At 72.8% G+C, this 18,935-nt stretch carries 17 protein-coding genes and 1 tRNA gene; 8 read left to right on the top strand and 10 right to left on the bottom strand.

Annotated features, from left to right (window positions below; translation table 11 throughout):
* Positions 1-317 precede the first annotated feature (317 nt).
* Positions 318-1,214 carry a hypothetical protein gene (locus BMX74_RS43185; protein ID WP_143078720.1) on the bottom strand — a complete coding sequence of 299 codons (897 nt, stop codon included), beginning with the start codon at positions 1,212-1,214 and terminating at the stop codon, positions 318-320.
* A 1,385-nt stretch (positions 1,215-2,599) separates the two neighbouring features.
* Positions 2,600-2,830: a hypothetical protein gene (locus BMX74_RS44265; RefSeq protein ID WP_055507083.1), complete on the bottom strand. Its 231-nt coding sequence runs from the start codon at positions 2,828-2,830 to the stop codon at positions 2,600-2,602.
* Positions 2,831-4,424: 1,594 nt separating this feature from the next.
* Between BMX74_RS44265 and BMX74_RS22050 the strand changes: the two genes are divergently transcribed.
* Both BMX74_RS22050 and BMX74_RS22045 read left to right on the top strand, forming a co-directional pair.
* Positions 4,425-5,066, top strand: coding sequence for a toxin glutamine deamidase domain-containing protein (locus BMX74_RS22050; RefSeq protein ID WP_236715031.1), 642 nt, complete (start codon positions 4,425-4,427; stop codon positions 5,064-5,066).
* Entirely contained in the window at positions 5,063-5,332 is a 270-nt protein-coding gene (locus BMX74_RS22045; RefSeq protein WP_055507085.1) for a hypothetical protein, read from the top strand. Before BMX74_RS22050 ends, BMX74_RS22045 begins: the two co-directional genes overlap by 4 nt.
* A gap of 369 nt (positions 5,333-5,701) precedes the next feature.
* On the opposite strand, the gene BMX74_RS22040 is transcribed toward BMX74_RS22045, so the two are convergent.
* From BMX74_RS22040 to BMX74_RS22025, 4 genes are all read right to left on the bottom strand, one after another.
* Positions 5,702-8,197: an ABC transporter permease gene (locus BMX74_RS22040; protein WP_091102453.1), complete on the bottom strand. Its 2,496-nt coding sequence runs from the start codon at positions 8,195-8,197 to the stop codon at positions 5,702-5,704.
* 1 nt (position 8,198) lies between these two features.
* The gene (locus tag BMX74_RS22035) at positions 8,199-8,951 is read right to left on the bottom strand and encodes an ABC transporter ATP-binding protein (RefSeq protein WP_236715032.1); all 753 of its coding nucleotides are present in this window, start codon (positions 8,949-8,951) and stop codon (positions 8,199-8,201) included.
* 107 nt (positions 8,952-9,058) lie between these two features.
* Positions 9,059-9,709, bottom strand: coding sequence for a response regulator transcription factor (locus BMX74_RS22030; protein ID WP_055507091.1), 651 nt, complete (start codon positions 9,707-9,709; stop codon positions 9,059-9,061).
* Positions 9,710-9,721: 12 nt separating this feature from the next.
* Entirely contained in the window at positions 9,722-10,888 is a 1,167-nt protein-coding gene (locus BMX74_RS22025) for a sensor histidine kinase (protein ID WP_055507093.1), read from the bottom strand.
* Between the two features lie 146 nt (positions 10,889-11,034).
* Here BMX74_RS22025 and BMX74_RS44260 point away from each other — a divergent pair, with 146 nt between their 5' ends.
* The gene (locus tag BMX74_RS44260; protein ID WP_091102450.1) at positions 11,035-11,628 is read left to right on the top strand and encodes a hypothetical protein; all 594 of its coding nucleotides are present in this window, start codon (positions 11,035-11,037) and stop codon (positions 11,626-11,628) included.
* A 13-nt stretch (positions 11,629-11,641) separates the two neighbouring features.
* Here the strand turns inward: BMX74_RS44260 and BMX74_RS22015 are convergent.
* Together BMX74_RS22015 and bcp are read right to left on the bottom strand one after the other, a co-directional pair.
* A tRNA-Leu gene (locus BMX74_RS22015) sits at positions 11,642-11,725 on the bottom strand.
* A 199-nt stretch (positions 11,726-11,924) separates the two neighbouring features.
* Positions 11,925-12,398 (bottom strand): thioredoxin-dependent thiol peroxidase, encoded by a 474-nt coding sequence (gene bcp / locus BMX74_RS22010; RefSeq protein WP_055507097.1) that lies wholly within the window; start codon positions 12,396-12,398, stop codon positions 11,925-11,927.
* A 167-nt stretch (positions 12,399-12,565) separates the two neighbouring features.
* Here bcp and BMX74_RS22005 point away from each other — a divergent pair, with 167 nt between their 5' ends.
* The gene (locus tag BMX74_RS22005; RefSeq protein WP_055507099.1) at positions 12,566-12,901 is read left to right on the top strand and encodes a DUF3618 domain-containing protein; all 336 of its coding nucleotides are present in this window, start codon (positions 12,566-12,568) and stop codon (positions 12,899-12,901) included.
* 21 nt (positions 12,902-12,922) lie between these two features.
* Here BMX74_RS22005 and BMX74_RS22000 read toward each other — a convergent pair whose 3' ends face one another.
* The gene (locus BMX74_RS22000) at positions 12,923-14,116 is read right to left on the bottom strand and encodes an amino acid deaminase/aldolase (RefSeq protein ID WP_091102448.1); all 1,194 of its coding nucleotides are present in this window, start codon (positions 14,114-14,116) and stop codon (positions 12,923-12,925) included.
* Positions 14,117-14,253: 137 nt separating this feature from the next.
* On the opposite strand from BMX74_RS22000, the gene BMX74_RS21995 reads away from it, so the two are divergent.
* On the top strand, positions 14,254-14,850 hold the full coding sequence (locus BMX74_RS21995) for a DUF6286 domain-containing protein (RefSeq protein ID WP_055507103.1): 597 nt from the start codon (positions 14,254-14,256) through the stop codon (positions 14,848-14,850).
* Positions 14,847-15,344: a hypothetical protein gene (locus BMX74_RS21990; protein ID WP_055507106.1), complete on the top strand. Its 498-nt coding sequence runs from the start codon at positions 14,847-14,849 to the stop codon at positions 15,342-15,344. Before BMX74_RS21995 ends, BMX74_RS21990 begins: the two co-directional genes overlap by 4 nt.
* Before the next feature lie 5 nt (positions 15,345-15,349).
* On the opposite strand, the gene BMX74_RS21985 is transcribed toward BMX74_RS21990, so the two are convergent.
* Positions 15,350-16,054, bottom strand: coding sequence for a FadR/GntR family transcriptional regulator (locus BMX74_RS21985; protein WP_055507108.1), 705 nt, complete (start codon positions 16,052-16,054; stop codon positions 15,350-15,352).
* Positions 16,055-16,197: 143 nt separating this feature from the next.
* Between BMX74_RS21985 and BMX74_RS21980 the strand changes: the two genes are divergently transcribed.
* Entirely contained in the window at positions 16,198-17,568 is a 1,371-nt protein-coding gene (locus BMX74_RS21980; RefSeq protein WP_055507110.1) for a glutamine synthetase family protein, read from the top strand.
* Positions 17,569-17,574: 6 nt separating this feature from the next.
* The gene (locus BMX74_RS21975; protein ID WP_055507111.1) at positions 17,575-18,918 is read left to right on the top strand and encodes an aldehyde dehydrogenase family protein; all 1,344 of its coding nucleotides are present in this window, start codon (positions 17,575-17,577) and stop codon (positions 18,916-18,918) included.
* The last annotated feature ends 17 nt before the right edge of the window (positions 18,919-18,935 follow it).

Genomic DNA, 18,935 nt, shown 5'->3' with positions numbered 1-18,935 from the left:
CAGCAGCGACACTGCCTGCTCGGGAGGCAGCGACGCCGTCCGCTGGGGCAGTAGCGACAGGGCCGGCCAGGGAAGCTGTGACACCGCAGCCTTGGGCCGACGACGTTGATCCGAGCCGCCGGCTGGCACCACCCCGCCACCCGGGAAGTCCCCCCGCTGCGCCGGCAACGCCGCTCCCGGAACCCTCGCCCAACCCTGCCGCTTCGCCGGCCGGCGAGACCGAGCCCGCCCACCCGACGTCGAGAACGGAACCCGCGAGGACGCCTCTCGCGGAGGCTTCCGGCGCCCAGAGAGCTGGGGCGCCTGCCGCGACTCCTTCAGGGAGCCAGCCGGGCGGGGTGCCTCATCCGGCTCTTCCAGGAGGTCAGCCGCTCGTGGCGCCTCCGGCAACCGGGACGGCGGAGGCGCCTCCTACCACGCCCACGCCAATCCGACACGCCGCACTGGACACCACAACGGGCCCTCCGCCAGCCTCCCCACCCACCTGGGCTCAGGCGACGCCTCAGCCGACCTCTCCGCCGACTGCAGGTACGCCCGCTGCTCAAGCCGGGCCGACATCCCCCCACGTTCATCCAGCGCAGGCAGCAGGGCATGCCGAAACAACGCAAGCAATCCACAGCGCGCAGCTGATCCACCACGCAGAGACGATCCACCGCGCAGAGACGGTCCACCGCGTTGAGACGGTCCACCGCGCTGAGACGGTCCACACCCCTCGGACCGCCGAAGGCGCACAGCCAGTCGAAGCCGCCACCGAAAGTGCCCAGCCATCCGAAGCATCTCAGGAAGCCGAGCGCGCTCAACGAGCCGAAGGCGCTCAGACGATCGACCGCGCTGAGCGTTTCGGGGGTGCTGAGGCAGCCGGTCATGCTGAGCGTCTCGGGGGTGCTGAGGCAGCCGGTCATGCCGAGGGTTTCGGGGGTGCTGAGGCAGTCGGCCACGCTCAGCGTGTCGGGGTTCCTGAGGCAATCGATCGTGCTGAGCGTGTCGGACGTGTTGAGGCAGTCGGGCGTGCTCACTGTGTCGGAGGTGCTGAGGTAATTGGCCATGCTCAGCGTGTCGGAGGTGCTGAGGTAATTGGCCATGCTCAGCGTGTCGAGGGTGCTGAGGTAATTGGCCAGGCTCAGCGTGTCGGGGGTGCTGAGCAAATCGATCGTGCTCGGCCAGTTGGAAGTGCTGAGGCAGTCGGCCGTGCTCGGGGCGGTGCCCCGGCGCATGGTGTCTTGGAAGCCTCCCCGCCAGCCCAGGCGGAAAACTCTGTTGGCATCCCAACGGAAGGGTCTCCAGGCAGCACGGCTGTAACTGCTCCCGGTACCCAGGTTGGCGGCTTGCTGGTCACGTCGGAAGGCGCTCCCTATCCCCGCGCGGAAGGCGCTCCCAGCCCCCGCGCGGAAGGTGCTCCCAGCCCCCGCGCGGAAGGTGCTCCCAGCCCCCGGGCGGGAGGCATTTCAGCGGCCTCGGCCTCCGTCTTCACACCGTCTCCGCCTTTCGCACATTCGTCCCTCTCCGCACCTTCGTCCCTCTCTGCACCTTCGTGCCCCTCTGCACCTTCGTCCTCTTCCGCGCCGTCTGCTCCTTCCGCGCCGTTCTCTGTCTCCGTGTCGTCTCCGTCGTCGAGTGCGTCCGCTCCTTCCGCGCCGTTCGCCGCCGCTCCCACGGCGTACGTGGAGACCTCCGCAACCGCTGCGGCGTTTCCGGCTGCGAGTGCCGCTGGGTCCGCTTCGCGGAAGACGTCCACGTCCGAGACGGCGCCTCTGCCGGATGGCGCGGCGGCGCCTCCCGTCCCAGGGGCCGCGCCCGACATGTCGTCGTTGTCGGCTCACCTGGCGGCTCCTGCGGCTCCTGCGGGCTCGGGGTGCCAAGCACCTGCCACCAGCTCTCCTTCGGGCGCGCCTCACGATGGCCCGCACCTGGTTCCCGGCACGGCTCCCGTCTCGTCCTCGATGGCATCCGCGTCTGCCGACGGACATCCAGGCGACGCCTCGGCTTCAGCCGTGTACCGCGCCGCCGGGCTTCCGGAGACGGCCGGGCACCTGACGGCCTCGCCGTCCGTCCGGCCGGGCGATGGGACGGCTCACCTGCCTCCTGGCGCGGATGCTCCAGGACAGCCGGGCACCGTACGCCCTGGTGATCCTGCAGCGCTCTACGCCGATCGCCAGACGGTCTACGGGTTCCCCGCGCCGCCGAACCGGGACACCGCCACACCGCTTCGAGGTGCCGACGCGCCCAAGGGGCCGTCCGATGGGATGGCGGCGAGCGGCGCGGGAGGGGCACCGGCGGCTGCCCTCGGGGCGACGGAGGGCATCGTCACCGGCTCCGGTACGGCACCTAATGGAGACGCGGGCATGAACGGCCCTGCCGCCGCCGGAACAGGAACCGGACCGGCCACCTCGGCCGACATGACGTCAGAGACCGATATGTCCCAGGGTGCGGGGCCGTCGTCGTCCCTGACCCCGGCGTACTCATCCCCGTCGTCTCCAACCCCGTCGTCATCACCTGCCACGCACCAGCCCCCGGCATCCTCGTTCCCGGCGGAGCCTTCCGCGACGTCCCCATACGTGCCAGGGGCCTGCGCGGTGTCGCCGTCGGCGGCAGGGGCGTCTCAGGCGTCGTCGTCGGTCTCGGCGGGGCACTTCGAGACGGCCCCGCTCCTGCCGGGCGCGTCCCAGGCATCTCCGTCCCAGGCATTTCCGTCCCAGGCGTCTGCGTTCCAGGCGGGGAACTTCGCGGCGTCGTCCCCCGAGATGTCGCTGCTGTCGGCGGGGGCGTCCCAGGTTTCCTCGTCGGTGGAGCAGCCGTCAGAGGCGGTGCCGTTTCCGCCCGCGGCGTTCACAGGCTCGGCCCAGGGGATGATGTTCCCGGACGTGCACGCTCAGGCGGGAGCGGCGACAGCGGAGGGTGGTGCCACGCCCTCCGTCTCCGAACGGGATCGTCCGGTGTGGGGTGGGGACGGCCGGACGGGTGGCTCGGAGGACGTCTCTGAGGAGCCGTCCGTCACGTCGTCGCATGCTGCGGCGATCGGCTTCCCGGTGGAGGTGCTGGGTTCCAGCGTCCCGTCCGCGGCGCTGCCTGATCGCGACGCCGTTCTGCGTCGTCCGTTGCCGGAGTGGCCGCAGGTCGTACCGGCCGATTCTTCGGCTGCGCGTGCCGGGGACGGGCGGCAGGAGGCGGTGCGAGGCGATCTGGAGGGCGTCTCGCAGGCCTCGTGGCAGCAGGACGAGCGGATCGGGTTCTCGCGCGAGACGCCGACCGCGCAGGTGGCTTCGGCGGCGGCCGGTGATGCGGGACGTGCTCGGCCGACCCCGGCACCCCACCTCTCCACCTCGGCTCCAGCCTTTCCGCACTCCGCGGTGACGGGCTCGGCACCGGCCTCGAATCAGCCGTCCACCTCGGTTCCTGTTCCGACGTCCACCTCGGTTCCTTCTTCGACGCGGAACCCCGATCCTGATCCGGCGGCGCCCGGGGTCGCGGATCCGACGGTGGGCCCGGCGCGGGCTCCGGGCTCGGGCTGGGGGTCCGGGGCCGCCGCCGCTGTGCCGGTCTCGGGTCCGGCTGCCGTACGGATCTCCGATCCGGCTCCGGCCACGAGCCCAGGCTCCCGCCCAGCTCCGGCCCCCTACTCCGGATCAGCGCTGACTTCGCCGCCGCCCTCCGGTTCCGCTCCGGCGCCGTCCGCTGCCTCCGGTTCCGCCCCGGCCGGCGGCGTGGGGGCGGGGTCCGGTGCTGATTCCGCAGCCCGTGTGGGCGAAGGCGTGGTTCCGGGGGACTTCGGCAGAGGTGCCTCGGGGCAGCCGGGCGAGCGGCTTCCGAACGCGGCGGCCGGTGGGCCGGGTTCCGTCTCGGAGGCCGGGTTCCGTGACCGGCCTCATGAGGTCGAGATGGGGTTCGGTGGTCGCGGGGCTGGAGCGGAGGCGTCGCCCGGCCGTGGGCTCCCCGGGACGGACGTTCCCGTCGAGGGCCACCGCATGCCTGGTCTTGGGCGTTCTGGGGCTGAGGCGCAGGCAGGGTCAGCCGAGAGCGGTTGGGAAGGGCGGCCGTCGGCGTGGCTGGACGGGTCGTCCTCTGATGCCGGTTCGGCTGAACCGCCTGACGGCTCGTCCTCAGGGCTTCATGGCTCGGCGCGCCGGTCTGATCGCTCGGCCCGTCCGTTCGATGAGGCGCCGTACCCGGTGGACGGGTTGCCTGGTCGGCCTCAGGGGGTGCCGCGGCCTCTCGACCGGCCCTCGGGGGCGCTCGACGGCATGCCGGGACGCCTTGACGGGCTGTCGGCGGAGCTCCGTGGCGTGTCCGGGCGCGGGGACGGGGAGTCCGCCGCTGGTGACGGGAGGTCCGGCCGCGTCGATCGAGCCGGGTTCGACGGGATGGCGGGACAGTTCGAGGGGGTGTTCGCCGAGTATCGGGGTGGGGCTCCGGGGAGTCCGTTCCCGGTGGCGTCGCTGATCCTGCGGGACACCTGGTTCGAGCAGCCGCACCGGCCGCCGCGGCTGGTGGACTTCCGTCCGTACGGGGTCCCGGGCGGGCTGGGTCAGCCTGACCCGCAGGCCGAGCACGACCTGCTGGCCGCGCTGCCTCCCGGTGCCAGGTTCCCGGACCCCAGGGGCACCTGGGTGCGGCTGATCAACGGTTGCGGTCCCGCGGACGACCCGTTCCGCACGTCCAATGCCGTGGACTGCGCGCTCGCGGTGCTGTCGACGTGGCACGGCGAGCCGGTGACGGGCGCGCCGAGGTTCGCCGAGTACGACCGGCTGGGCAGGCCGCTGCTCAGCGGGGAGAGGGGCGGCACCGGCCGGATGGAGCGCTGGGTGGGGCAGCGGTTCGAGTACGCGGGGAAGGGGCGGCACGCGTACCCGATGCTGGCGCGGAGGCTGCGGCAGGCGGGGCACGGGGCGGCGGCGCTCATCGTGGTCCGGTGGCCGGGCGGAGGCTCCCACGCCTGGAACGCCGTCAACTCCTCCGGCGAGGTGATCTGGATCGACGCCCAGCGGGGGCACATGTCGGTGGAGCCGCCCTACCAGACGGTGACGGGGGTGTTCTGCGTGATTCTGGACCGCCGGGGGCTGCCGCGATGAACCTCGACCAGGCGCGGGCGGTGGCGGAGGAGTACTTCAACGGGGTGCGCCCGCTGGACCGGGCGCTGCCGGTGGGGGTGTACGGGTTCAGCGAGGGGTTCGTGGCGTGGGTGCGTGAGCTCGACCCGGATGATCCGGCCGTGCTGCCCGACACGGTGGGAGGCGGCTGCATCGTGATCGACCGGGCGACGGGCGAGGTGGTGTCGCGCCCGATGCTCGACCCGGAGACCGTGGCGGAGCTCTGGCCCGGCCGCACCCCCCGCTGAGCGCGACGCATCTCGATGGGGGCGGGCCGTCCGGGGAGTCTGCGGCTTCCCCCCGCTGCCGCCTGGCCGCCACCGGCGAGGCGGCTTCCCTCGGCTGCCGCCTCGCCGGTGGCGGCCTGGCTCGGTGTGCGTGCCAGCCGCCGGTGCGGCCTCGTGAACGGTGACCGGATGTCGGGCCCGGTGTCGCGCAGGCGTGGCCGGCGTGCAGCGGCGGGTCGGTGGTGGCGAAAGCCGTCTCGGCGTGGGCTGGGCCTTCGGGCCTGCGGCGCGGGGCTGGTCCGTGGTGTGGAAGGCGGTTCGGCGGAGGTTCGGGGTCTGCGGGGGAGGCGGGGAGGGGGTTCTGCTCCCCGCCTCTCCTGACGTTTCCCGTCAGCCGGAGGCCAGGGACGTGACGATCGAGGCGCGGGCGGCGCGGCGGGCCGGGAGGACGGCGGCGAGGACCCCCGCCGCTCCCGAGAGGGCCACGAACAGTGCGATCTGCCCCACCGGCACCGAGAAGACCGCTCCCGTGATCATCACCTTGACGGCGGCCCAGCCGAACACGCCGCCGAGTACGACGCCGACGAGCGCCCCGATGAGGCCGAGCACCAGGGCTTCGACCGACAGCATGCGCCGTAGCTGCGGCCGGGTCAGGCCGAGGGCGCGCAGCAGCGCCGACTCCCTGGTGCGTTCGTGCACCGACAGGGACAGGGTGTTGGCGATGCCGAGCAGCGAGATCAGGATGGCCAGCCCCAGCAGGCCCGTGATGATCATCAGGAGCATGTCGAGGGTCTCGTCGAACTGGCCGCGCACGTCGGTCGAGCTGGCCACCTTGACCATGGGGTACGGGTCGGTGACGGCGTCGACGATCTTGCGGGCCTGCGCGGGGTCCACCCCGTCCCGGATGTTGACCATGACGCGGGCGTCGGGGACCTGGCCGAAGTAGGAGTCGAGCGCGGCGGCGGGGACGGTGACGGGCGGCAGGGACGAGTTGGTGCCGACGAGGACGGCGACGACCTTCAGGGGGACGGCCCCGGCCCGTTTGGTCCTGAGGGTGACGGAGTCGCCGACGCGGACGCCGAGCTGGGTGGCCGCGTAGTCGGCGAGGGCGGCCTGACCGGCGGCGAAACCGGCGAGCGACCCGGAGGAGATCTCGGGCTTCGCGTCGGCGCCTTCGTAGGTGCCGACGTCGTACCGGCGGCCGGAGACGGTGGCGGTCACGCCCCTGAGCTGGAGGACCGAGCCGAACTGGGGCGCCTTGCGCAGCCCTTCGGCCACGGACCGGGGGATGCTGGACTCGCCGTCCTGGCTGGACAGCATGTAGTCCACGGGGAACTGGTTGTCCAGCTTGGCGGTGAGGGTGAGCCGGGTGGACGCGGTGAGCACCGAGATCAGCGTCATGAGGGTGACGCCGATGGTCAGGGCGACGGTCGTGGTGGCGGCGCGCCGGGGGTTGCGGCCGGAGTTGTCGACGGCGAGGCGTCCGGGGACGCCGAACAGCCTGGCGGGGAGCCAGCCGATGACCGCGCTCAGCGGCTTGACCAGCACGGGGCCGAGGATGAGCACGGCGACGAAGGTCAGCGCGCCTCCTGCCATGACGACGAAGAGCGCGACCTGGTCGCCGGGTTCGAGCGCGACGGTGGCGTACACGGTGGTGGCGGCGCCGGCCAGCAGGAACAGCGCGGCGAAGACGGCGCGCAGCACGCCGGTGCGGAACGTCTGCTCCTCCACCTGGCTGCGCAGCGCCGCGATGGGCGCGACGCGGGTGGCGGACCTGGCGGGCAGCAGCGCGGCGCACATGGTGACGACCAGGCCGATGCCGAGCCCGGCGGCGATGGTCTTGGGGGCGAGCGTGAGCGGCGCGTCGGTGGGCAGGGGGGCGTCGAGCGCGCCGAGGACGGTCAGGGTGAGCGCGGCGAGCCCGTACCCGACGGCCAGGCCGAGCAGGGAGGCGACGAGGCCGACGACGGCCGATTCGAGCACGATCGAGCCGAACACCTGGCGGCGGGTGGCGCCGATGCACCGCAGCAGGGCCATCTCCCTGGTCCGCTGCGCGACGAGGATGCCGAACGTGTTGTAGATGACGAGCGCCGCCACCATCATGGCGACCGCGCCGAACATCAGCAGGCCGGTCGTCATCACCTCGATCTGGACGCCGGCCTCTTCGGAGAGGGCGGCGGCCAGCTCGGAGCCGGTCACGACGTCCATGCCGGAGCCGACGGCGTCCTTGACGGCCCGCTTGAGGGCGGCCGGGTCGGCGGTGCCGGCGACGTCGATCTCCTGGTAGGTCTTCTCGCCGGTCATGAGCTGCGCGGTGGCGGTGGTGAACCCGAGCGCGCCGGTGTAGCTGAGCCGCTGGTCGACGCCGGTGTCGAAGAGGCCGACGAGCTTGAACCGGTGCTCGGTCCTGCGGTGGTCGAGCACGGTGATCGTGTCGCCGACCTTGAACCCCTGCGCCTTGGCGGTGTTCTTGTCGAGCACGGCGGCGCCGTCGTCGCTGCCGGGGCCGGTGCCGGACACGATGGTGGTGCGGTCGAGCGGGCCGGTCACGACGGAGATCGCGGTGGTGGGGATGTCGCCGACGGCCTTGCCGTCCTTGCCGAGCAGCGGCGCGCTGCCGCGGACCAGCCCGTACGCCTCCGTGACGCCGGGGACGGCGCGTACCCGTTCGAGGGTGCGCTCCTGGATGCCGCCTTCCTTCGTGGGCAGGACGGCGACGGTCACCTTGTCGGCGTCGGCGGTGACGCGCTCGGAGAAACCGGCCTGGACGGTGTCGTTCAGGACGAAGGTGCCGGCGATGAAGCCGACGCCGAGCGTGATGGCGAGCGCGGTCAGCACGAGCCGCAGCCGGTGCGCGAGCAGCCCGGCCAGGGTGGTCTTGAGCACCTCAGCCCTCCAGCTTCACGAGCGTGTCGAGGACGGACTGCGGCGTGGGGGCGGTGACCTCGGTGACGAGCGTGCCGTCGCGCAGGAACACGACGCGGTCGGCGTACGAGGCGGCGACCGGGTCGTGGGTGACCATGACGATGGTCTGGCCGAGCTCGCGCACGGAGGTGCGCAGGAACGCGAGCACCTCGGCGCCGCTGCGCGAGTCGAGGTTGCCGGTGGGCTCGTCAGCGAAGATCACCTGGGGCTTGCTGATGAGGGCGCGGGCGACGGCGACGCGCTGCTGCTGGCCGCCGGACAGCTCGGACGGCTTGTGCCGGAGCCGGTCACGCAGGCCGACGGTCTCGATGACGCGGTCGTAGAGCTGCTGGTCGGCCTGGCGGGCGGCGATCTCCAGCGGGAGCCTGATGTTCTGCTCGGCGGTCAGCGTCGGCAGCAGGTTGAACGACTGGAAGATGAAGCCGATGCGTTCGCGGCGTAGGAGGGTGAGCTGCCGGTCGCCCAGCCCGGTCAGTTCGACGTCGCCGATGTGGACGCTGCCGGAGGTGGCGGTGTCGAGCCCGGCGAGGCAGTGCATGAGGGTGGACTTGCCGGAGCCGGACGGGCCCATGATCGCGGTGAACGCCCCGGTCTCGAAGGCGATGTCCACCCCGCGCAGGGCGTGGACCTGGGCGTCGCCCTGGCCGTACACCTTGGTCAGGCCTGTCGCCACCACGGCGGGCGGGGCTTGGCGGGGTGTCTCGATGAGGGTCACGTTCACTCCTTGTCACGACTTCTCGACGTGACCAACGCTAGAAGCGGAATGTGGGGAAACCCTGCGCCTTGAGGAGGGACTTCGTGTAGGACCTGGGATGACCCCGCTCAGCCATTCGGCCGATGCGACGGCAGGACGAGCCCCGACTCGTACGCGTACACGACGGCCTGCGCGCGGTCGCGCAGCCCCAGTTTGGCCAGAACCCGTCCGAGGTGCGTCTTCACCGTCGCCTCCGCGACCTCCAGCCGCTCGGCGATCTCCCCGTTGGACAGCCCGCGCGCCACCATGAGCAGCACCTCGCGTTCGCGCGGCGTCAGGTCGCCCGGCGCGGGAGGCGCGGCGGCGGGCAGGTGCGCGGCGAACCTGTCGAGCATGCGCCGCAGCGTGGGGGGCGCGACCACCGCGTCACCGGCGTGCACCACCCTGATCGCCTCGACGAGGTCCGACGGCGGCACGTCCTTCAGCAGGAACCCTGCCGCGCCGGCCTTGACCGCGGCGAAGGCGTACTCGTCGAGGTCGAACGTGGTCAGGATGAGCACCTTGGGGCCGTCGATCCTCCTGGTCGCCTCGACGCCGTCCATGACGGGCATGCGGACGTCCATGAGCACGACGTCCACCTCGGTGCGGGCCAGCACCTCCAGGGCGGCGGCGCCGTCGGCGGCCTCCGCGACGACCTCGATGTCGGGCTGGGCGCCCAGCACCATCCTGAACCCGGCCCGCAGCAGCTCCTGGTCGTCGACCAGCATCACCCGGATCATCGGCCCCGCCTCCTACGCCGCTCTGGCCAGGGGCAGCCTGGCCAGGACCTCGAAACCGCCGCCCGCCCGCGGGGCGGCCGAGACGGCGCCGCCGTACATGGAGGCGCGCTCGCGCATGCCGATGAGGCCGTGCCCGTCGGGGCTGCGCGGCGCCGAGGCGCCCCTGCCGTCGTCGGTGACGCGGACGACCAGGTCGGGGCCGTCGTACCGGAGCTCGACGAGGGCGTGCGTGCCGGGGCCGCCGTGCTTGAGCGCGTTCGTCAGCGCCTCCTGCACGATGCGGTACACCGCGAGCTGCTGGCCTTCCGGCAGGTCCTGCGGGACGCCGTGGACCTCCAGCCGCGCCGGCACCCCGGCACCGCGCACCAGGTCGGCGAGCTGCCGGATGCCGGGCTGCGGCGTGTAGTCGGTGGCGCCGTCCTCGCTCTCGCGCAGCACGCCGACGAGCCTGCGCATCTCGGCGAGCGCGGCCCTGCCGGTGCTGGAGATGTTCTTGACGGCCTCGCGGGCCTGCTCCGGGTTCAGGTCGAGGGCGTAGCCCGCGCCGTCGGCCTGCACCACCATGACGCTGACGTTGTGCGCCACCACGTCGTGCAGCTCCCTGGCGATCCTGGCGCGTTCGGCGGTGGCGGCCATCCTGGCCTGCTGGTCGCGCTCGCGTTCGGCGCGTTCGGCGCGTTCCTCCAAGCTCTCCAGGTAGCGCCTGCGGGTGTTCGCGTACAGGCCGGTCAGCCAGACGGTGACGACGAGGATCGACCCGCTGAAGAACATGCCGAAGGTGGGGGTCTTCCAGTGGACGAGGACGAGGAACACGCCCAGCTCGGAGACCAGGCAGGCGGCCAGCGCCCAGCGGAAGGCGCACTGCGACGCCACGGCGTAGAGCGCGATCAGCACGGACATGTTGGCGGGGACCGGGGTCATGTGCAGCAGCCACTGGACGAAGCTGGTGGCGGCGACGGCGGCGAACACGGCCACGGGGCGGGTGCGCAAGGCCAGCGGCGCCAGCAGGACGAGCGACAGGCCCATGTAGGTCCAGAGCGAGACGTACTGGTCGCCGACCGGCGGGGTGCCGCCGTACGGGGCGGCCGTGAGGAAGCACAGCAGCGCGAGCGGCCCGACCCGCAGGACGCCCACCAGCCTGTCGTGACGCTTGGACCACGCCCGCACCCTGCCGAACACACCCTCACCATACGAACCGTTGGGGCACGCTTGGTCCGCCTGAAGTCGGAAGTTCATCTACGACCCAGGTCTTACGCGCGTTTTACTATGAGACGGGCATTCTTGACCTTGGGAGCGCCCCACGGGGCGAGTAAAGGGAGATCGTGATGACTGATCATGATCGCGAAGCCGGGTCGCGCGGCGAAGAGGAAGTGCCGCGCGACCCGACCTCCCGGGACACCCGCGAGCAGCCCGCCGGCCTGAGGTACGGCGAGGGCGCCGGGGCGCAGGACGACGTTCACCCTTCGGCGGCATCCGGCCGAGCGGGTCGCGACCGCCACGACGCGGAGGACCCCGAGGACCCCGAGGACTCCGAGATCTTCCGGTATCGCCACGACCCCTACGGAGAGCCCCGGTCGTTCCGTGCCTTCCTGCGGCAGCGTCACGCGCAGATCATCGGAGCGGGACTCGCCGGCCTGGTGGCGGGCGCCGTGCTCGGCGGCACGGCGGTGGCGGCCCTGGACGGTCGCGGCCACCGTGACCACGGGGGCTGGGAGCACACGCGGATGGAGCAGTGGCCCAGCCTGGTCGGCCCGTCGGCGTGCCTGCGGACCGAGGGGGAGATGCGCTGCCGCCTGCGAGTGCCCGAGGAGGCGCCGCCGGGGATCGACCCCACCGTGGCGCCGCCGATCGACCCCACCCTGATGCCGGGACTCGATCCCACGCTGGAGCCCCGGACCGGGCCCACGCGGACGGGGTGAAGCGGAGCCGGTGTGCGGGCGGGGGGACTCGAACCCCCACAGTGTCTCCACCAACAGGACCTAAACCTGCCGCGTATGCCAATTTCGCCACGCCCGCGCATCCCGCAGCAAGGCGGGCTTGTGACAGTTTAGCGCTCCGAGCAGGGCCTGGGGGCCTGTCCTGAGGCGCCGTCCGCGGGCCCGGATCCCGCGCGGGGCCGGGGGTTGCGTGAGCAGGGAGACCGCCCGGACGGGCGCCGCGCGAGTGCGGCGGCCCGCCGGGACCGAGGCTCGTGACGGGGGTGGCGCCGCGGGCGTCAGGACAGGCCGAGGCGCTTGGTGAGCGAGGCCACGTGACCGGTGGCCTTCACGTTGTAGAGCGCGTGCTCGATCTTGCCGTCGGGGTCGATGACGAAGGTCGAGCGGATGACGCCGACGACCTCCTTGCCGTAGAGCTTCTTGGTGCCGTACGCGCCGTACGCCTGGTGGACGGCGAGCTCGGGGTCGGACAGCAGGGGGAAGGTCAGGTGGTCGCGCTCGGCGAACTTGACGAGCTTGGCCGGTTTGTCCTTGGACACGCCGAGGACGACGAACCCCTCGTCGGTGAGACGGCCGAGGTTGTCGCGGAAGTCGCACGCCTGCTTGGTGCAGCCAGGGGTCATGGCGGCGGGGTAGAAATAGAGGATCACCCGCTTGCCGCGGAGATCGGCCAGGGACACGGCCGATCCGTCGGCGGCGGGCAGCGTGAACTCGGGCGCGGCGTCGCCGGGCGCGAGCTTGGTGTCGGTCATGGGCCCTCCAGAGTTCTCCCAGCACAACCTACCGGTCCGGCCGCGGTGCCGTACGGCGCGCGGACCTGACAGACTGATCACGACCAGAGTGGACCGTCCCCGCCCGGGTACGTGAGGCGGGCGTGTCCCGCGAGCAGGCGGCCACGAGCACGGTCGGAAGGAGAGCCATGGCTGACACCGATCCCGACGAGTTGGAGCGGCGGATCGCGCGGACGCGCGCGGAGTTGGCGCGCACGGTCGACGCCATCGCCGACCGGGTGAGCCCCAAGCGGGTCGCGGAGCGCACGGTGGCCGACGTCAAGAGCAGGGCGGGCGAGTTCGTGGCGCAGGTGGGCGACGCGCTCGGCGTGACGCCGCGCCCGGTCGAGTACGGCGACGAGTCCGACCGGCTGTGGGAGGACGAGCGGCCGGACCTCGGGGCGGTGCTCATCGGCGTGGGCGCGGTGCTCGTGGTCGGCGCGACGATCCTGATGTGGCGCAGGCGCCGCCGCCGCGGCCGCTGACCCCCGAGGCGGCGACCGGGGCTACAGGAAGGTCTTCCCCTCGCCCCGGTAGGTCGGGACGGTCTCGACGAGCGTGTCGCCGTCGACGAGGTGCAGGGCGTCGAAGCGCTCGCACAGCTCCCCGGCCTTGGCGTGCCTGAACCACACCCGGTCGCCGACCCGCAGGTCGTGGGCCGCCGGTCCGAGCAGCGGGGTCTGCACCTCGCCCGCGCCCTCGTCGGGCGCGTACCGCAGGCCGGCGGGCAGGTACGGCTGCGGCAGCCGGGTGCTCCCCGCCGGGCCGGAGGCGGGGTAGCCGCCGCCGAGCGCGGTCACGGTGCCGGGCCCCGGCCTGCGTACCACGGGGAGCGCGAACAGGGCGGCGGGCCGGCCGGTGAAGCGGCGGTAGAAGTCGAACAGCCTGGGGTGGAAGAACCCCGACCCGGCGGCCACCTCGGTGACGGCCTTCTCGCGGACGGTCCGCTCGATCGAGCCGGTGCCGCCGCCGTTGACGAACTCCAGGTCGCAGACCTCGCGTACGGCCCGCACGATGCGCCCGCGCCGGACGACGAGGTCCCGCGCGGACCTGGCCTGCATGAGGCGCACGGCGCGGGCGAGGAGGGCGTTGCCCGGCGGGTCGTCGCCGACCCCGGCGATCTGCGCCTCGTACGCCATGAGCCCGGCCAGCCGGAACCCGGGCCGCGCGGCGATGGCGGCGGCGAGCGCGGCGGCCTGCTCGGGCTCGCGGACGGGCGAGCGCAGCGCGCCCGCCCTGAACCTGCCTCCGAAGGCGACGTATCCGGCGTCGACGTCCATGCACAGGCGGATCTCGGCCCGTGGGCGGACGCCGGCGACGGCGGCCTCGATGAGGTCGAGGTGCTCGGCGCCGTCGACGGTGAGGGTGATCTCGCGGGCGGCGGCCGGGTCGCCGGCCAGTTCGGCGAGCGCGCGCCGGTCGGCCGTCGGGTACGCCACGAGCACGTCGGTGAGTCCGGTGGACACCAGCCACAGCGCCTCGGGCAGGGTGAACGCCATGACGCCGCGGAAGCCGTCCATCGCCAGGACGCGTTCGAGCACGGGGCGGCTGCGTACGGACTTGCTCGCGACCCTGATGGGTTTGCCGCCGGCGCGGCGGGCCAGGTCGGCGGCGTTGGCCCGCATGGCCGCCAGGTCGAGGATCGCGAACGGGGGGTCGAGTTCCGCGGTGGCCCGGTCGTACCGCAGGCGGTCATCCATACCAGCAGCGTAACGGCATATAGGGCAAATGAAGGTGAGGGAGGTTCATCTTTGCCCGGCGGCCCGTAATGTTCGGGCAAATCGGCGGCGAGGACGCGGTTCCGTGAGGAGGCGCGCCATGTACGTCTGTCGGTGTGATGACCACGCTTCAGCAGATCCTGCCCGCCGCCGTCACCGCGCGGCAGAGCGGGCTGCGCAGGGCGAACAGGGCGTTGCGACCGGCCAGGACGCTGCCGGGCGCCGCCGTGGCGGCCGCGCTCACCGCGGCGTTCGGCGCGACCGCGGCCGAGACGGTGTCGGCGCTGCTCGGCCGGCCGCTCGGCTGGATCCCCGTCGTGGATCTGGTCGAGGCGGCGAGCCGGCGCGGCTGGCAGGAGGTGACCCCGCTGGGCCTGGGCCTGGCCGTGCTCGGCGTGGCGCTGCTGCTGCTCGCGGCCGTGCCGGGGCGGTGCACGCTGGTGCCCGTCGAGACGTCCGACCCGCTGATCGTCATCGGCATCACCCGCGTCGGCCTGCGCCGCACGCTGCGCGCCGCCGCGCTCCAGGTGAACGGCGTCGAGCGGGCGAGGGTGAGGCTGCGCAGGCGCACCATCGAGGTGTCCGTCGTCACCGGGCCGGAGAGCTCGGGCACGATGCTCCGCCAGGTCGGCACCGCCGTGGGCGACCGGCTGGCCGGGGTGGGCACGCTCGGCACCGGCGAGGTCGTCGTCCGCCTGCGCAGGAGGGGCGTGTGATGCGCCAGTACGCCGGCAACCGCATCGGGCTGGCCGTGGTCGGAGCGACCCTGCTCGTCCTCGGCGGCTACGCCTGGCTACGCGGCCACGGCCGCCTCCTCGACCTGTCGCGCGGCGGCAAGGTGCTGCCGCAGGACGTCGTCCGCCCGCTGTCGGGCGACCCGTGGCCGCTGTGGACGCTCGCGCTGGTGCTGGCGCTGCTGGCGGTGCTGTGCCTGCGCTGGCTGCTGCTCGCGCTCGGCTACGGCCGCCGCGGCGTGCGCGCCGGCACCGCCACCGCGATGCTGTGCGTGGGGCTGAAGTCGGTGGACGGCCTGGCCAGGGCGGGCGTGCGGGTGGCCCCGCAGGGCATCCGCATCGCCCTGACCTGCCCGTCCGCCACCGACATGGGCGCCGTGGTGGCGAAGCTCGACCAGGACATCGTGGGACGCATCAGGCGCGAGGTGGGCGACGACGAGACCGGCGCCGTGGTGCGGCTGCACGTCCGACGGTAGGGGTGTCAGGCCAGGAAGCCGCGCAGGAGGGCGGCGGTGCCCTCCAGGTGCTCGCAGACCGCGCGCCGGGCCGCGTCGGGGTCGCCGGCCAGGACGGCGTCGACGATCGCCTGGTGCTGGGCGGCGGCGTGGTCGATGTTGACCTGGAGCATCGGGATGGCGTTCAGCAGGTCGCTCACCCGCGAGCGGGCGTCGGCGCAGGTCGTCGCGAGCAGCGTGGAGCCGGTCAGCTCGGCGATCGACAGGTGGAAGGCGGTGTCGAGGCGGCGGTAGTCCTCCAGCGTCGCCTGCTCCAGGTCCGACAGGCGGCGCAGCAGCACCTGGCGCTGCTCGGCGGTGAGCGGGGTCGCCGCCAGCACCTGGGCCGCGCCGCACTCGACGGCCAGGCGGAAGGTGAGCGCGTCGTCCAGGTCGTCGCCGCCCATCTCGGCCACCATGCGGCGCAGGCTGCCGGTGCCGGGGCGGGGCGGGGTGTAGGTGACGAACGCGCCGCCGTAGCGGCCCCTGCGCACGTCGAGGTAGCCGGAGTCCTGCAGGGCGCGGATGGCCTCGCGAAGGGTCACCCTGCTGATGCCGAGTCGCGCCGCGAGCTCGCGCTCGGGCGGCAGCTTCTCGCCGGGCGCGACCACGCCCAGTTTGATCGCCTGGAGCAGCCGCTCCACGGTCTCCTCGAAGGCGTTGCCGGCGCGTACCGGCCTGAGCACCGTCATCAACCGCGCGGAGTCGTCCAACGTGTCCCGTCCAACGTGTCCTCGAAGTCTTGACAACAGATCCCGGCATGCACCTCAATGGTCTGAGACTAGCCCAATCAATGGCCTGGCGCGCGCGTCGGGCCGGATCGGAGCGGCGTAGCGTGAACGAGCGAGCGAGCACGGGCCTCCTCTCGGTCGAGGAGCTGCGCGACGAGGTGGCGGCCGGGCGGATCGACACCGTGCTGCTCGCCATCGCCGACATGCAGGGCCGCCTGCAGGGCAAGCGGCTGTCGGCCCGCTTCTTCCTGGACGAGGTGCTCGCCCACGGGTCGGAGGGCTGCAACTACCTGCTCGCCGTGGACGTCGACATGAACACCGTCCCCGGCTACGCCATGTCGTCCTGGGAGCGCGGGTACGGCGACTTCGTCATGCGTCCAGACGTGTCCACCCTGCGCCGGATCCCCTGGCAGGAGGGCACTGCCCTGCTGATGGCCGACCTGGTCTGGGAGGACGGCGCCGACGTCGCCGCCTCGCCCCGCCAGGTCCTGCGCAGGCAGCTCGACCGGCTCGCCGAGCGCGGCCTGGCCGCGTACGTCGGCACCGAGCTGGAGTTCGTCGTCTACGAGGACACCTACGAGGACGCCTGGCGGCGCGCCTACCGCGACCTGACCCCCGCCAACCTCTACAACGTCGACTACTCCCTCCTCGGCACGGCCAGGATCGAGCCGCTGCTGCGCCGCATCAGGCGCGAGATGGAGGGCGCCGGCCTGTACGTCGAGTCGGCCAAGGGCGAGTGCAACCTGGGCCAGCACGAGATCGCCTTCCGCTACGACGAGGCGCTGAGGACCTGCGACAACCACGCGATCTACAAGAACGGCGCCAAGGAGATCGCCGCCCAGGAGGGCAAGTCGATCACCTTCATGGCCAAGCCCAACCAGCGGGAGGGCAACTCCTGCCACATCCACATCTCGCTGCGCGGCCTCGACGGCGACCCGGTGATGGCCGGGCAGGGACCGCACGGCCTGTCGGAGCTCGGCGCCCGCTTCGTCGCCGGCCAGCTCGCCTGCATGCGCGAGCTGACCCTGCTGTACGCGCCCAACGTCAACTCGTACAAGCGGTACGTGCCGGGCAGCTTCGCGCCGACGGCGGTCAAGTGGGGCGTGGACAACCGCACCTGCTCGCTGCGGCTGGTGGGCCACGGGCAGTCCCTGCGGGTGGAGAACCGGGTGCCGGGCGGCGACGTCAACCCCTACCTGGCGGTGGCGGCGCTGGTCGCGGCCGGGCTGCACGGCATCGACAGGGAGCTGCCCCTGGAGGACGCCTTCGAGGGCAACGCCTACGCCTCGGGCGCCGAGACCGTCCCGCACACGCTGCGCGACGCGCTCACCCTGTTCGAGGGGTCGAAGCTGGCCAGGCAGACGTTCGGCGACGAGGTGGTGGAGCACTACGCGAACAACGCGCGCGTGGAGCTGTCCGCCTTCGAGTCGGCGGTGACGGACTGGGAGCTGTTCCGTGGTTTCGAGAGATTGTGACGTCGCATGAAGATCATTAATCCGGCGACCGAGGAGGTCATCGCCGACGTCGAGCTCGCCGACGCCGCCGAGGTGGACCGGGCGGTCGAGCGGGCCCGCGCGGCGTACCGGGGCTGGCGCGAGGTCGCGCCGGGCGACCGGGCGCGGCTGCTGCGCGGGTTCGCCGAGCTGGTCGACGCGCACGGCGAGGAGCTCGCGCGCCTGGAGCTCGACAACGCCGGGCACACCATCGGCAACGCCCGCTGGGAGGCCGGCGCGGTGCGCGACGTCCTGCACTTCTACGCGGGCGCGCCCGAGCGCAACCACGGCAAGCAGATCCCGGTGCCCGGCGGCGTGGACGTCACCTTCCAGGAGCCGCTGGGCGTCGTGGGCGTCATCGTGCCGTGGAACTTCCCCATGGTCGTCATGACGTGGGGCGTCGCGCCGGCGCTGGCCGCGGGCAACACGGTGATCGTCAAGCCGGCCGAGTGGACGCCGCTCACGGCGCTGCGGCTGGCCGAGCTGGCGCTGGAGGCGGGCCTGCCCGAGGGCGTGCTGCAGGTGCTCCCCGGCGAGGGCGAGGTCGCCGGCGCCAGGCTGGTCGACCACCCCGGCGTCGCCAAGATCGTCTTCACCGGCTCGACCGAGGTGGGCAAGCAGATCGCCGCCAGGGCCGCGGCGCACGTCAAGCGCGTCACGCTGGAGCTGGGCGGCAAGTCCGCCAACATCGTCTTCGCCGACGCCGACCTCGACAGGGCGGCCGCCACCGCGCCGTACGCGGTCTTCGACAACTCGGGCCAGGACTGCTGCGCCAGGTCGCGGCTCCTCGTGCAGGCCGACGTGTACGACGCCTTCATGGAGCGGCTGGCGGAGGCCGTCAGGAACGTCAAGGTCGGCGACCCGCTCGACGAGGCCACCGAGATGGGCCCGCTGATCAGCGCCGAGCACCTCGACCGGGTCCGCGGCTTCGTCGAGGGCGCCCCCTACCTGCAGGGGGCCTGCCCCTCGGGCAAGGGCTACTGGTTCCCGCCGACCGTGCTCACCCCGTCGCTGACCGACCGGGCGTTCACCGAGGAGATCTTCGGCCCGGTCGTGTCGGTGGTGCCGTTCGCCGACGAGGCCGAGGCGGTGCGCATCGCCAACGACACCGTCTACGGGCTCAGCGGCTCGATCTGGACGCGCGACGTCGGCAGGGCGCTGCGCGTCGCCCGTGCCGTCGAGGCGGGCAACCTCTCGGTCAACTCGCACTCGTCCGTCCGCTACTGGACCCCCTTCGGCGGATTCAAGCAGTCCGGCCTCGGCCGGGAACTCGGCCCGGACGCCCTCGCGGCGTTCACCGAGACCAAGAACGTCTTCATCTCCACGGACTGACACAGGCCGACACAGAC

The sequence above is a fragment of the Nonomuraea pusilla genome (genome assembly GCF_900109355.1).
Taxonomy (GTDB): domain Bacteria; phylum Actinomycetota; class Actinomycetes; order Streptosporangiales; family Streptosporangiaceae; genus Nonomuraea; species Nonomuraea pusilla.
The sequence above is the reverse complement of the archived record's forward strand: the minus strand, read 5'-3'. Positions and strand labels throughout refer to the sequence as shown.

Coding starts and splice junctions, on each gene's coding strand:
- BMX74_RS22000 (WP_091102448.1), bottom strand. CDS start 14,116: ATGGATGACCGCCTGCGGTACGACCGGGCCACCGCGGAACTCGACCCC.
- BMX74_RS21985 (WP_055507108.1), bottom strand. CDS start 16,054: ATGACGGTGCTCAGGCCGGTACGCGCCGGCAACGCCTTCGAGGAGACC.
- BMX74_RS21975 (WP_055507111.1), top strand. CDS start 17,575: ATGAAGATCATTAATCCGGCGACCGAGGAGGTCATCGCCGACGTCGAG.
- BMX74_RS44260 (WP_091102450.1), top strand. CDS start 11,035: ATGACTGATCATGATCGCGAAGCCGGGTCGCGCGGCGAAGAGGAAGTG.
- BMX74_RS22045 (WP_055507085.1), top strand. CDS start 5,063: ATGAACCTCGACCAGGCGCGGGCGGTGGCGGAGGAGTACTTCAACGGG.
- BMX74_RS22030 (WP_055507091.1), bottom strand. CDS start 9,709: ATGATCCGGGTGATGCTGGTCGACGACCAGGAGCTGCTGCGGGCCGGG.
- BMX74_RS21995 (WP_055507103.1), top strand. CDS start 14,254: ATGACCACGCTTCAGCAGATCCTGCCCGCCGCCGTCACCGCGCGGCAG.
- bcp (WP_055507097.1), bottom strand. CDS start 12,398: ATGACCGACACCAAGCTCGCGCCCGGCGACGCCGCGCCCGAGTTCACG.
- BMX74_RS43185 (WP_143078720.1), bottom strand. CDS start 1,214: ATGCGCCGGGGCACCGCCCCGAGCACGGCCGACTGCCTCAGCACTTCC.
- BMX74_RS22005 (WP_055507099.1), top strand. CDS start 12,566: ATGGCTGACACCGATCCCGACGAGTTGGAGCGGCGGATCGCGCGGACG.